Origin of the sequence: Actinopolymorpha singaporensis (assembly GCF_900104745.1) — a bacterium.
Classification (GTDB): domain Bacteria; phylum Actinomycetota; class Actinomycetes; order Propionibacteriales; family Actinopolymorphaceae; genus Actinopolymorpha; species Actinopolymorpha singaporensis.
Window position 1 is genome coordinate 2225788 of sequence record NZ_LT629732.1, and the last position, 12560, is coordinate 2238347.

Here is a 12560-nt window from a genome sequence, read left to right on the forward strand (position 1 = left end):
CTCCGAAGCGCCGCCGGCCGGACAGCACAGGATGTTCGGCCGGCGGCGGTTCAGACGTAGCGTTCGAGGATGCTCGACTCGGCCAGCCGGGACAGGCCCTCGCGGACCGAACGCGCGCGGTTCTCGCCGACCCCGCCGACGGCCTGCAGGTCGTCGATGCTGGCGGCGAGCAGCTTCTGCAGGCTGCCGAAGTGGTCGACCAGCCGGTCGATGACCGTGCCCGGGAGCCGCGGCACCTTCGCCAGCAGGCGGTAGCCGCGCGGGCTGACCGCGGCGTCCAGGGTGTCGCCGCCGTGGCCCAGCGCACGGGCCACTGCACCGACGTCGAGTAGCTCGGAGGCGGACAGGGCGTCGAGGTCCTCCAGCGCCTCGTCGACGGTGCGTACGCGCCGGCCGGGGACCTGGGGGAGGTAGTCGCGGGCGACGAGGTTGCGTTCGGGGTCGACCCCGGCGACGAGTTCGTCGAGTTGAAGCGACAGCAGCCGGCCGTCGACGCCCAGCTCGACGACGTACCCGTGGATCTCGTTGGCGATCCGGCGGACCATCTCCAGTCGCTGCGCCACCTGGGCGACGTCGCGGACGGTCACGAGGTCCTCGATCTCCAGCGCGGAGAGCGTGCCGGACACCTCGTCGAGGCGAAGCTTGTAGCGCTCCAGGGTGGCCAGGGCCTGATTGGCGCGGGACAGGATCTGCCCGGTGTCCTCCAGGACGTACCGGATGTCGTCGACGTACAGGCCGATGATCCGCATCGACTGCGACACCGACACCACCGGGAAGCCGGTCTGCTTGGCGACGCGCTCGGCGGTCCGGTGCCGGGTGCCGGTCTCGACCGTCGGAATGGAGGGGTCGGGCATCAGGTGGACGGCGGCCCGGACGATGCGTGTGCACTCGCGGTCGACGACGATCGCGCCGTCCATCTTGGCGAGCTCGCGCAGTCCGGTGGCGCTGAACTCCACGTCGAGGGTGAACCCGCCGGTGCACAGGCTTTCCACCGTACGGTCGTGTCCGAGGACGATGAGCGCGCCCGTGCGCCCCCGGAGGACACGCTCGAGCCCGTCGCGCAGAGAGGTACCTGGCGCGACCGCGGCGAGCGTGGCCCGGAACTTCGCGTCCGGGCTCTTGTCACTTGCAGCCACAACTCTCCTGGGATGGTCAGCTTGCTCGGCAGCAAAGTCTACGGTCCCGGAATCCGGGATGCGCCACGCGCCATGCTCTGGTCCCCGACGCGGAATCGCCCGATCGGACGTCGAAGCCGGCACGGCCAGCCCCGGGATCGCTGGATGTGACCGCTTGCGGACGGTGTGGCGCTGGCTGGGTATAGGCAGATCGGGTGTGACACGCAATTGTGGTGCAGTCCGTCCCCGTTGGCGCGGTGTTCCCGGTAATTGGCGGGTCCGCGCCGGCTTCGCCGAACCCTAGTGGAGTACGCCCCGCATGAGTGCCGCCAGTGCCACCGGTGTCCTGATCCCGCACACGCTTCGCACCGAGTACGCCGAGAACCCGCTCGGCGTGGAGGAACCCAGCCCGCGGCTGTCCTGGCTGCTCCGCCCGGTCCCGCAGGAGACGTCCGGTACCTCCGGCTCCGGCGCTTCTGGTTCCGGCGCGGCCGCCGCGGCCGCGACGCAGACCGCCTACCAGGTGATCGTGGCCACCGACCTGGCCGACCTGGACGCCGGCCGCGGACCGGTCTGGGACTCCGGGCGGGTGGAGTCCGGGCGTACCGGCCAGGTGGAGTACGCCGGGCAGGCACTGGCCGCGGACACCGGACACTTGTGGACCGTCCGGGTCTGGGACGGTTCCGGCGAGGTGTCGGACTGGGCCGAGCCGGCCACCTTCGTCACCGCGCCGGCGGGCGAGCAGGGCTGGGGAGGTGCGATGTGGATCGGGCAGGCCCAGGCCCTGCAGACCGACGGCCAGCCACCGGCACCCCTGCTGCGCAAGGCGTTCCGGCTGCCCACCGGCGATGTCGCGCATGCCCGCCTGCGCGTCAGCGGCCTCGGCTACGGCGAGTTCTTCCTGGACGGCGAGCGGATCGGCCGGTCGGTGCTCGACCCGGCGCCGACCAACTACGACGCGACCGTTCTCTACTCGACGTACGACGTGACCGCCCAGGTCCGTGCCGGCGCCTCCGACACCGATCACGTGCTCGCCGCCGTGCTCGGCCGCGGCCGTTACGGAGATCCCACGCCGAACGTGTGGTACTGGCAGAAGGCGCCCTGGTGGGACCACCCCAAGCTGCTGGCTCACCTGGCGGTGACCTACACCGACGGACGGGTCGTCCGGGTGGTCAGCGACCTGACGTGGCGTGCCGTGGACGGACCCACCCGGTCGGACTCGTTGTACGCGGGCGAGCACTACGACGCGCGGCACGCCCGCCGTGGCTGGACCACCGTCGACTTCGACGACAGCGAATGGCCGGAGGTGGCGGCGGCGGCCCCGCCGCGCGGGCAGTTGCGCTCGCAGCAACAGGAGCCGATCGAGGTGATCGGGGAGATTCCGCCGGTCGGGCTGGCCGAACCCCAGCCAGGTGTGTACGTCTACGACCTCGGCCAACAGCTCGCCGGGTGGGCACGGCTGCACGTCGCGGGCCCCGCCGGAACGATCGTACGAGTGCGGCACGGCGAGCGGCTGCTGCCCGACGGCACCGTCGACATCCGTCAAGTCCACATTGACGGCGACATCCAGACCGACTTCTTCACGCTGGCCGGAGAGGGCACGGAGGCGTTCGAACCCTCCTTCTCCTACAAGGGTTTCCAGTACGTCCAGATCGACGGGCACCCCGGCCGACCGGAGCTCGGTGACCTGCGCGGGGTGGTCGTGCACACCGCCGTCGCGTCCACCGCCGAGCTCGACACCGACCACCCGATCGTGAACCGGCTGCACACCGCGACCCGGTGGGCGGTGCTGAACAACCTGCACGGCATCCCCACCGACACGCCGGTGTTCGAGAAGAACGGCTGGACCGGTGACGCCCACCTCACCGCCGACGTCGCCGCCTACAACTTCCACATGCCACGCTTCTACACCAAGTGGCTGCAGGACTGGGTTGACGCGCAGTTGCCGAGCGGTGAATTCCCGCCGATCGTGCCGACTGCCGGCTGGGGCTACCACCACGACACCGAGGCCGGCATCGTCGGACCGATCCCGGCGTGGGACGTCGCGTACGTCGAGATCCCGTGGGTGATGTACCAGCACTACGGCGACGAACGGATCCTGCGCCGGATCTACGACCCCGCTCGGCGTTACCTCGACTTCCTCGTCGACGGCTATCTGGACGACGACATCGTGCTCGCCGGCCTTGGCGACTGGTTGCCGCCGGGGTTCAACGGGATGCCGCCGGAGGGGCCGGGCGTCTACGAGACCGCGTACACGGTGCGGTTCGTGGATCTGCTCGGCCGGATCGCGCGGGTGGTCGGCCGGGAGGGCGACACCAAGGGGTACGCCGAACTCCGAGACCGGCTCGCCGCCGGCTTCGACCGCGCGTTCTACGACGCGGAGTCCGGGACCTACCACGGTGAACGCCCCACCGGCTACCGGCAGTCGGCCAACGTGGTCGCACTCGCCTTCGGCCTGGTCCCGCAGGGGAGGTACGACCGGGTCCTGGACCGCTTGGTCGCCGACATCCACGACCGCGACGACCACCTGGACACCGGCGTCATCGGTACGAAGTTCCTGCTGCCGCTGCTCAGCCGCAACGGGCTGGCCGACCTGGCGTTCACCGTGGCGACGCAGCGGACGTACCCCGGTTACGGCTTCTGGATCGAGCAGGGCGCGACGTCGCTGTACGAGCACTGGCAGGCCGACTCGCGGTCCCGGAACCACCACTTCTTCGGCCACGTGGACCAGTGGTTCATCGAGGACCTGGTGGGGGTCACCCCAGCCGAGCCCGGCTTCACCCGGGTGCGGATGCGGCCGCTGCCGCCGACCGAACTCGGCCGGGCGCGAGTCCGTCTGGACACCGTGCGTGGACGCGTGGCCGCCGGTTGGGAACGTCGCGGCGCCGGCTACAGCGTCCGGGTCGACCTGCCTCCGGGGGTGACCGCCGAGGTGCACGTCCCCACGCCCGACGGCGGGCACCTGGTGGAGGAGTGCGGGCCGGGGAGCCACACCCTGGAGTCCTGACGCAGCATGCGCCCTTCGACGAAGTGTGGAGACTTGCGGGGGTCATAACCCCCGTAAGTCTCCACACTTCATGAGCGAGGGCCGGAACAAGTGCGGAAGGGTCGCGTCGACCGCGGGCTCACCACTTCTCCCACGGCGCCTGTGGCTCCCACTGCTCCTGCGGCTCGTCCGGCTGCTCGATGCGGACCACCTTGACCAGCCGGCTGACCGCGCGCAGCGCCTCGCTGACGTTGCTCGCCTCCCAGGCACGGATGCCGTCGGGCGGGGTGCCGCTGTCGGGCGGGACGATCGCGTCGGTGAACCCCAGCCGCATCGCCTCCGACAGCCGGCGTTCGACACCGGTCACCCGGCGGATGTCGCCGCCCAGGCCGACCTCGCCGATCGCGATCATGTACGGCGGCAACGGCTGGTCGATGGTCGCGCTGGCCACCGCGACCGCCACCGCCAGGTCGGAGGCCGGCTCGCGCAGCTTCACCCCGCCCACGGTGGAGGCGTAGACGTCCTGGTTGCCGATGCGCAGGTTGCAGCGGCGTTCGAGGACGGCGAGGATCATCGCCATCCGGCTGGAGTCCAGCCCGGAAGTCGCCCGCCGCGGCGTGCCCAGCGCGCTGGCCGCCACCAGCGACTGCACCTCGGCCAGCAGCGGCCGCTTGCCCTCGAGGGTCACCGTGACGCAGCTGCCGGACACCGGGACCGCCCGGCGGGTGAGGAAGAGGCCGCTGGGGTCGGGCAGGCTCTGCAGGCCGCCATCGGCGAAGTCGAAGCAGCCCACCTCGTCGGTCGGGCCGTAGCGGTTCTTCACCGCCCGGACCAGCCGCAGTCGGGAGTGCCGCTCGCCCTCGAAGTGGAGCACCACGTCGACCAGGTGCTCCAGAGCGCGCGGGCCGGCGATGGAGCCGTCCTTGGTCACGTGGCCGACGACGATCGTGGCGATGTTGCGTTCCTTGGCCACCCGGATCAGCGACCCGGCGACCTCGCGTACCTGCGTGACCCCACCCGGCGCGCCGTCGACCTGGGCCGACGCCACCGTCTGGACGGAGTCGAGCACGATCAGGTCGGGGCGTACGGCGTCGATCTGGCCGAGCACCGCGCCCAGGTCGGTCTCGGCGGTCAGGAAGAGCCGCGGCGCAAGGGCGTCGACCCGCTCCGCCCGCAGCCGAACCTGGGCGGCGGACTCCTCGCCGGACACGTAGAGGCTCCGTCCACCCGCCCGCGCCCGCTCCGCCGCGGTCTCCAGCAGCAGGGTCGACTTGCCGACGCCGGGCTCGCCCGCGACCAGGACCACAGCGCCGGGCACCAGCCCGCCGCCGAGCACCCGGTCGAGCTCGCCGATCCGTGTGGGCTCGGCACGCGCGGCCTCGACGTCCACCTCGTCGATGGGTATGGCCGGCTGGGTGACCGGCTGTGCGCTGGTCACCGTCACCCGGGCCGCGCCGACCCCGGACTCCTCGACCGTGCCCCAGGCCTGGCACTCACCGCACCGGCCGACCCACTTGGAGGTCTGCCAGCCGCACTCGCCGCAGCGGTAGGAGGGGCGCAGGGCACGAGACGTCGACGTTTTCGCCATGCCGCGAGGCTAGAGGCCACCACCGACAAACCATCCACAACCACCCGGCGGCCACCGGCAACCGTTCGGCGGCCACCGACACCCGTTCGGCAGCCGTACGGCGGCCGCCCGCAGACCATGGCGCCCGGCGCGGGCAGGATCGGGTTCCTGTCACGCTCCCGTCACGCGCAGGTCGCGGAACGATCGGTTGCCGCCTGCCCGGCGGCAGGTTGCGGACAGGCGCGCCGACCTACCCGCAAATCCCTGGGTGGACCGCGTCCGGGGTTCTACGCTCGGGAGATGTGAGCACCGAGACCAGTTCGAACGTGAGCACACAGAGCCCGCCGAGCACACACGGCGCAGAGGGCACCCAGATCACTCTCGTACCCATCGGGTACGTCCGAGGTGGTCGACGAGAGGTTCGCGACGGCAGGTGGGACCAGGAGACGGCGAGGATCGTTCTCGACGCCGACCTGCTGGAGCCGTCCGCGACCCACGGCCTGGTGGCGTTCTCCCACCTCGAGGTGATCTTCCACTTTCACAAGTCGACCCGGGCCAGATCCGGTGCGGCCCATCCACGCAGCAATCCCCACTGGCCGCGGGTCGGCGTCCTCGCCGACCGTACGCAACACCGGCTCAACCACCTCGGGGTCTCCCGGTGCGAGCTGGTCGCGGTGGACGGCCTGGAGTTGACGGTGCGTGGGCTGGACGCGGTGGACGGTACGCCCGTGCTGGACGTCAAGCCGTACTTCGAGGAGTACGGCCCGCGCGGCCAGGTCCGGGAGCCGGCCTGGACCCGGCAGCTGATGGCCGGCTACTCCTGACGCCCGGTCCCAACCACACGCCCGAGGCCGGCCGCCGCTGCCCGGACGGCCCGCTCAGAACGTCCGCCACCACAGGTTGACCGCGTAGTCGACCTCGACGCCTGCGTGTTCGGCGATCACGCGTTCGGCCACCTCGGGCCGGAACTCGATCCGGACAACCGCCTCGAAGTCGGCCCGCCGCTCGAACCTCCACCGGATGTCCAGTGGGGTACGCGACCAGCCGCGAACGGTCCAGAAGCGTTGGACCGCTTCGGGGTCGTACGCCGGGAAAGCCGCCCGGAACCACCTGCCGAACGTGCTCCGGGTGGCATCGTTGTCGATCACGAACGCCGCCCCGCCGCGCCGGACGACCCGGGACAGCTCGGCCAGCCCCGGCTCGCATCCCGGGCCGAAGAAGTACGCCCAGCGAGCGTGCACCACGTCCACGGACGCGTCCGGTACGGGCAGCGCCTGCGCGGAGCCCTGCCGTACCTCGACGTTCGCGAGGCCGGCGCAGCGCCGGCGGGCCTGCTCGGCGAGGCCGCGGTGCGGCTCGACGCCGATCACCGCCGCGGCGTCGGCGGCGAACCGGGGCAGGTGGTAGCCGGTGCCGCAGCCCACGTCGAGGACCCGTGCGCCGGCCCAGGTCCGCCGCTCCGACATCGCGCGTTCGAGCACACCGTCGGGGTCGACCGCGGCGTTCTCCAGCTCGTACGTCGCGGGGTTGTTCCAGATGTTGGGGCTCGGGGTGGCGCCGGTGGCGATGCGGGGCACACCCGGGAGGCTACGACAGACCTGGGCGGAAGATCCGTGCGACCGGCCCCTACGACGGGGCGCCGTCGACCAGCGGCTGCTGGGTGGAGGGGAGCTTGCGGGGCGGCTTGCCCGATCTCTTCACCCGCTCCGGGTCGGCGGGGTGGCGGGCGACCGGCTTCTTGGTGGCCAGGTGCGCCTCACAGTGCTTGGCCAGCTCGTCGTAGGCCTCCTGGCCGAGCAGCTCGACCAGCTCGGCGCGGCTGTTGAGGTAGACCGGCTCGGGCGCGTTGTGGGCCTCGGTGTTGCCGGTGCAGTACCACTCGAAGTCGTGGCCGCCCGGCCCCCAGCCGCGGCGGTCGTACTCGGTGATCGTGACCTCGGTGTACGTCGTGCCGTCGGTCAGCTCGACGTCGCGGTAGAGCCGCCGGATCGGCAGCTGCCAGCACACGTCGGGCTTGGTCTGCAACGGGTGGACCCCGATGCGCAGGGCGTACCGGTGCAGGGCACAACCGGTGCCGCCCGGGAAGCCCTCACGGTTGTGGAAGATGCACGCTCCGTCGACCACGCGGGTCTTGCGGTCGCCGTCCTCGTCGAGCTCGACGAAGCCGCCCCGGCGCCCCTCGGCGCGGTACTGCCAGTCCTCGGCGGTGAGCTTCTTGGCATAACTGCGCACGCGCTTCTCGTCCGCCTTGTCGGCGAAATGGGCACCAAGTACGCAGCAGCCCGCATCGGGCTCGTCGTGGAAGATGCCGGGACAGCCGGCCCCGAAGATGCAGTTGTACCTGGACGTGAGCCAGGTCAGGTCGGCGCGGACCACCTGGTCGGCGTCCGCCGGGTCGGTGAACTCCACCCACGCGCGGGGAAAGTCGAGTGATACCTCGGGCACGCCCGGAACCCTACGCCCCGGCGGGTGCCTCCCGTGGGACGCCCGGGGAATCGACCGGCGCGGGCGGAGTGTCGGAGCATGCTCGGACCCTCCGCGCCGACTCCGCCCGGGCCCCGCCCGGCGAAGATCGAGGCGTACGCACCGGTTTGTGTCGGACACGACGAGAGTCGGCGCCCGCCAACCGGTAGCGTCGGGGCATGCGGCTCGGTGTACTCGACGTGGGCTCCAACACCGTCCACCTGCTCGTGGTCGACGCGCGCCCGGGGGCCCGCCCGCTGCCGGCCTACTCCCACAAGACCGAACTCCGGCTCGCCGAGCATCTCGACGACGACGGCGCCATCTCGCGCGCGGGTGTCTCGGCGCTGGAGGACCTCGTGAGCGAGGCGCTGGAGATCGGCGAGGACAAGGGCTGCCAGTCCGTCCTGGCGTTCGCCACGTCCGCGGTCCGGGAGGCCACCAACGGTGATGCCGTGCTGGCCTCGGTGGACGCGTCCACAGGTGTGCACCTCGGAGTGCTCAGCGGTGACCAGGAGGCCCGGCTGACGTTCCTCGCCGTACGCCGGTGGTTCGGCTGGTCCTCCCGCCGGCTGCTGGTGCTGGACATCGGCGGCGGCTCGCTGGAGATCGCCACCGGCGTGGACGAGGACCCCGACGCCGCGCTGTCGGTGCCGCTGGGCGCCGGTCGGCTGACCCGCGGCTGGTTCACCGCCGACCCGCCCTCGCGGGGTGAGGTGAAGGACCTGCGGAAGTTCGCCCGTGCGGAGATCGCGAAGCACGCCGGGCAGGTGCTGAGGTTCGGTGCGCCCGACCATGTGGTCGGTACGTCCAAGACCTTCCGGCAGCTCGCCCGGGTCTGTGGTGCGGCCCCCTCCGCCGAGGGTCCCTATGTCAAGCGCACCTTGACAAGGGAGGTCCTGCACCAGTGGATCCCCAAGCTGGCCGCGATGCGCAGCTCCGAGCGCGCCCAGCTGCCTGGTGTGTCGGCCGGGCGCGCGCCACAGTTGCTGGCCGGTGCGCTCGTGGCCGAGGCGGCGATGGACATCCTCGAGGTGGAGGAGCTGGAGATCTGTCCCTGGGCACTTCGCGAGGGAGTGATCCTGCGCCACCTCGACACCATGCCCCCGGAGGACTTCGCGTGAGCGGACCCATGCAGGGATCCGGCAGGTGAGCGGATCCGTCCGACTGGCCGTCGACGGCGGCCAGACCATGCTGCGGATGGGCCTGCTCGGCGACACCTCCGTTGGCACGGTCACGGGTGATGGCGCGAACGCCGGCTCAACCGCGCCGGCGGCGCCCGAGTTCGTCCGGCAGGTCTCCGTCCCCGGCTTCCAGTGGACGATGGGGGAGGACCCGGTCGAGCAGCAGTGCCGGCGGGTGGAGGCGGCCTGGGAGGCGCTGGGCCGGCCCGCGCCGGTCGACGTGGTGGCCCTCGGCCTGGCCGGCGGTGCGTCCGACCCGGACAGCAGGCGCCGCCTCGCGCCGCTGGTGGCGCGACGGCTCGGGGCCCGCCGGGTGCTCCTCACCGGCGACGACGTGACCACCCACCTCGGCGTACTGGCCGGGGCGGCCGGGGTAGTGATCGCCGCGGGCACCGGCGTCGCCTGCCTCGCGGTCACTACCGGCGGCGAACTCCTCAACGTCGACGGGCTCGGCTACCTCTTCGGCGACTCGGGCGGAGGCTTCTCGATCGGCCTGGCCGGGATGCGGGCCGCGCTCGAGGGCTACGAAGGCCGCGGGCCGGCGACCGTGCTCACCGAACGCGCCGAACGCCTGGTCGGCTCGCCTCTGCGGCTGGCGATCAAGCGGTGGTACGCCTCGCCCTCGCTGGTCGCCGACGTCGCGGCGTTCTCCGCGCAGGTCACGCAGGCGGCCGGACCGCGCGAGGGCGACCCGGTGGCCCGGTCCCTGTGCCTGCGGGCGGGCCGGGACCTCGGCACGAGCGCGGCCACCGCGGCCCGCCGGGCGTTCCCCGGCGCAGCGCGGGGAAGCGTCCCGGTCTCGTGGGCGGGTGGCGTACTGGCGGCGCAGGTCGTCTTCGAGGCGTTCGCGGCCGAACTCGCCGCGACGTGCCCGGCGGCCGCGCTGCGGCCCCCGGCCGGCGGGTCGATGGCCGGTGCCGCCCGGCTGGCCGCCGGAAGTGACGTACCCCACCTGGCCAACGTCCTGGCACACCACGGACACGCCCCGTCGTGATCCGGCGGCCCCCGGGGATATCCCCGGGCGCACCCCAGGTGATCAACTGGTATTCGCCGGGCAAACCACACTCGGCGCGTCGCCGGGCGACGCGAGCCGTACGCTGGGGGCCGTGCAGCCCGTTGTGCCCTCGACCCACGTGCGCGGCAAGGACGCCGTCGTGCGCGTACCGGACGCCCGGATCGCCCTGTCCACGGCATCGGTCTATCCGGAGTCGACGGCCACCGCGTTCGAGCTGGCCGCCCGGCTCGGGTTCGACGGGGTGGAGGTCATGGTCGGTGCCGACCCGCTGAGCCAGGACGTCGAAGCCCTGCGCCGGATCAGCGACTACCACCAGATGCCGATCGTGTCGATCCACGCGCCGACCCTGCTCATCACGCAGCGGGTCTGGGGCACCGACCCGTGGGGCAAGATCGACCGAAGTGCCGAGGCGGCGAAGGCCCTGGGCGCGTCCGTGGTGGTCGTACACCCGCCGTTCCGGTGGCAGCGCGACTACGCCCGCGACTTCGTGGCCGGGATCGCCCGCCGCCAGGCCGAGACCGGCGTCAGCCTCGCGGTGGAGAACATGTTCCCGTGGAAGGCCGCGGGGCAGGGCGTCCAGGCCTATCTACCCGGCTGGGATCCGCGGGACTTCGACTACGCCGAGGTGACGCTCGACCTCTCCCACACCGCGACGGCCGGCGTGGACGCGTACCAGATGGCGTACGACCTCGGTGACCGGCTCACCCACATCCACCTGGCCGACGGCAACGGATCCAACAAGGACGAGCACCTGGTGCCCGGGCGCGGCAGCCAGCGCTGCTCCGACGTACTCGAACTCCTCGCCCGCCGCGGCTTCACCGGCAGCATCGTGCTGGAGGTCAACACCCGCAAGGCCACCGGGCGGTCGGAGCGGGAGGCCGACCTGGTGGAGGCGCTGGCGTTCGCCCGGCTGAGCTTCGCCGCGCCGGTCGTCCCGTCGTACGCCGTGACCGCCGACGGCACTATCGAGGCCGTCGCGCCGGAGCCGTCCGGCGGCGAGAGCGCGTCCGGCACGTCCGGCTGAGTCGCGGGCCCCGAGGGCATCGTCCCGGGCGCCGTGGGTTCTCGACCGCCTCGTCCCGGGATGGATCCGGGGATCGTGGGGCCGCACCAACTGATCGGTTTATGTCGCCGAGTCTTGTGGCGCCCGTGTCGTTCGCAAGTGTCCGATGTCGCGATAAGTAGCACAGCTTCGGCTATTGCCCCGAACCCTCCCACGCCGTCACGCTGTGGGCACATCGAGGCACGCCCCGAGCCGAGCGCCGGGGCGCGACCCGTGACCTGCGGGCGGCAAAGGGGTCCGGGACATGAACGTCGTACGGCGGCGGCTGCGGCTGCGCACCATCCTTGTCCTGTTGGGGTTCGCGTCCGGCTCGCTGGCGTTCGCCGCACCGGCGCAGGCGGCACCGCCGGCCTACGCCGCCCTCGGGGACTCCTACTCCTCCGGGCTCGGCACCCGCTCGTACTATCCCGACAGCGGATCCTGCTACCGCTCGCCGTACAGCTACCCCGTCCTGGACGCGGCGCGGCTCGGAGCCAGGCTGACGTTTCTAGCCTGCGCGGGCGCGACGGTCGCGGGGGTGCGCGGCCAGGTCGGCGGCATCCCTTCCGGCGCGACGCTGGTGACCGTCTCCGCCGGCGGCAACGACGCGGGGTTCGGCAACGTGCTGTTGCGGTGCGCGCTGCCGTGGCCGATGACCTGCTGGGACCAGATCGACCACGCGAACACCGTCATCCGTACGGTCCTGCCGGGCCGGCTGGACGGGTTGTACGCCGCGATCCGGGCGGCCGCCCCACACGCCAGGGTGCTGGTGGTCGGGTATCCGCGGCTGTTCAACGGCCGTGAGTGCAACCTCGCGTCCCGGATCAGTTCCGGCGAACAGCGTGCGTTGAACGCCACCGCGGACCTGTTGGCAACGACGATCGCGGCGCGGGCGGCAGCCCATGGGTTCGGCTATGCCGACGCGAGGGGGCCGTTCACCGGGCACTCGGTGTGCGCGGACGCGGAATGGATCAACGGCCTGTCGAACCCGGTAGCGGAGTCCTACCACCCGAACCGGCCCGGACAACGCGGGTACGCCGACCTGGTCGGTCCGGCACTGACCAGCCTCGCCGGCAGCCGCCAGGCCCGGGTCTGAGCGCAGCAGTCGGCCGGTCGACGTAACCAACCCAGCCAGCGTAAGGGGGCCGCCGCGGAACGTCGACCGGACGTCCCGCGGCGGCCCCGACCCCC

The 12560-nt window shown here is 72.1% G+C and carries 10 protein-coding genes; 6 read left to right on the top strand and 4 right to left on the bottom strand.

The window, feature by feature from the left end; all coding sequences use genetic code 11:
• Positions 1 to 50: 50 nt before the first annotated feature.
• Positions 51 to 1136: a DNA integrity scanning diadenylate cyclase DisA gene (gene disA / locus BLU27_RS10165; protein WP_092652708.1), complete on the bottom strand. Its 1086-nt coding sequence runs from the start codon at positions 1134 to 1136 to the stop codon at positions 51 to 53.
• Positions 1137 to 1434: 298 nt separating this feature from the next.
• Here disA and BLU27_RS10170 point away from each other — a divergent pair, with 298 nt between their 5' ends.
• Positions 1435 to 4122: an alpha-L-rhamnosidase gene (locus tag BLU27_RS10170; RefSeq protein ID WP_092652710.1), complete on the top strand. Its 2688-nt coding sequence runs from the start codon at positions 1435 to 1437 to the stop codon at positions 4120 to 4122.
• 118 nt (positions 4123 to 4240) lie between these two features.
• Here BLU27_RS10170 and radA read toward each other — a convergent pair whose 3' ends face one another.
• Positions 4241 to 5689 carry a DNA repair protein RadA gene (radA, locus tag BLU27_RS10175; protein WP_092652712.1) on the bottom strand — a complete coding sequence of 483 codons (1449 nt, stop codon included), beginning with the start codon at positions 5687 to 5689 and terminating at the stop codon, positions 4241 to 4243.
• A gap of 281 nt (positions 5690 to 5970) precedes the next feature.
• Here radA and BLU27_RS10180 point away from each other — a divergent pair, with 281 nt between their 5' ends.
• The gene (locus BLU27_RS10180; protein WP_241827897.1) at positions 5971 to 6492 is read left to right on the top strand and encodes an SAM-dependent methyltransferase; all 522 of its coding nucleotides are present in this window, start codon (positions 5971 to 5973) and stop codon (positions 6490 to 6492) included.
• Between the two features lie 54 nt (positions 6493 to 6546).
• Here the strand turns inward: BLU27_RS10180 and BLU27_RS10185 are convergent, their stop codons facing one another.
• Positions 6547 to 7245: a class I SAM-dependent methyltransferase gene (locus BLU27_RS10185; RefSeq protein WP_092652714.1), complete on the bottom strand. Its 699-nt coding sequence runs from the start codon at positions 7243 to 7245 to the stop codon at positions 6547 to 6549.
• A gap of 49 nt (positions 7246 to 7294) precedes the next feature.
• On the bottom strand, positions 7295 to 8113 hold the full coding sequence (locus tag BLU27_RS10190; RefSeq protein WP_241827898.1) for a DUF3109 family protein: 819 nt from the start codon (positions 8111 to 8113) through the stop codon (positions 7295 to 7297).
• 197 nt (positions 8114 to 8310) lie between these two features.
• Here BLU27_RS10190 and BLU27_RS10195 point away from each other — a divergent pair, with 197 nt between their 5' ends.
• From BLU27_RS10195 to BLU27_RS10210, 4 genes are all read left to right on the top strand, one after another.
• Entirely contained in the window at positions 8311 to 9252 is a 942-nt protein-coding gene (locus BLU27_RS10195; RefSeq protein WP_092652716.1) for a Ppx/GppA family phosphatase, read from the top strand.
• A gap of 25 nt (positions 9253 to 9277) precedes the next feature.
• The gene (locus tag BLU27_RS10200) at positions 9278 to 10306 is read left to right on the top strand and encodes a BadF/BadG/BcrA/BcrD ATPase family protein (protein ID WP_092652718.1); all 1029 of its coding nucleotides are present in this window, start codon (positions 9278 to 9280) and stop codon (positions 10304 to 10306) included.
• A gap of 160 nt (positions 10307 to 10466) precedes the next feature.
• Entirely contained in the window at positions 10467 to 11351 is an 885-nt protein-coding gene (locus BLU27_RS10205; RefSeq protein ID WP_197681899.1) for a sugar phosphate isomerase/epimerase family protein, read from the top strand.
• 283 nt (positions 11352 to 11634) lie between these two features.
• Positions 11635 to 12465, top strand: a complete 831-nt coding sequence (locus BLU27_RS10210) for an SGNH/GDSL hydrolase family protein (protein WP_092652722.1) — start codon at positions 11635 to 11637, stop codon at positions 12463 to 12465.
• Positions 12466 to 12560: the final 95 nt, after the last annotated feature.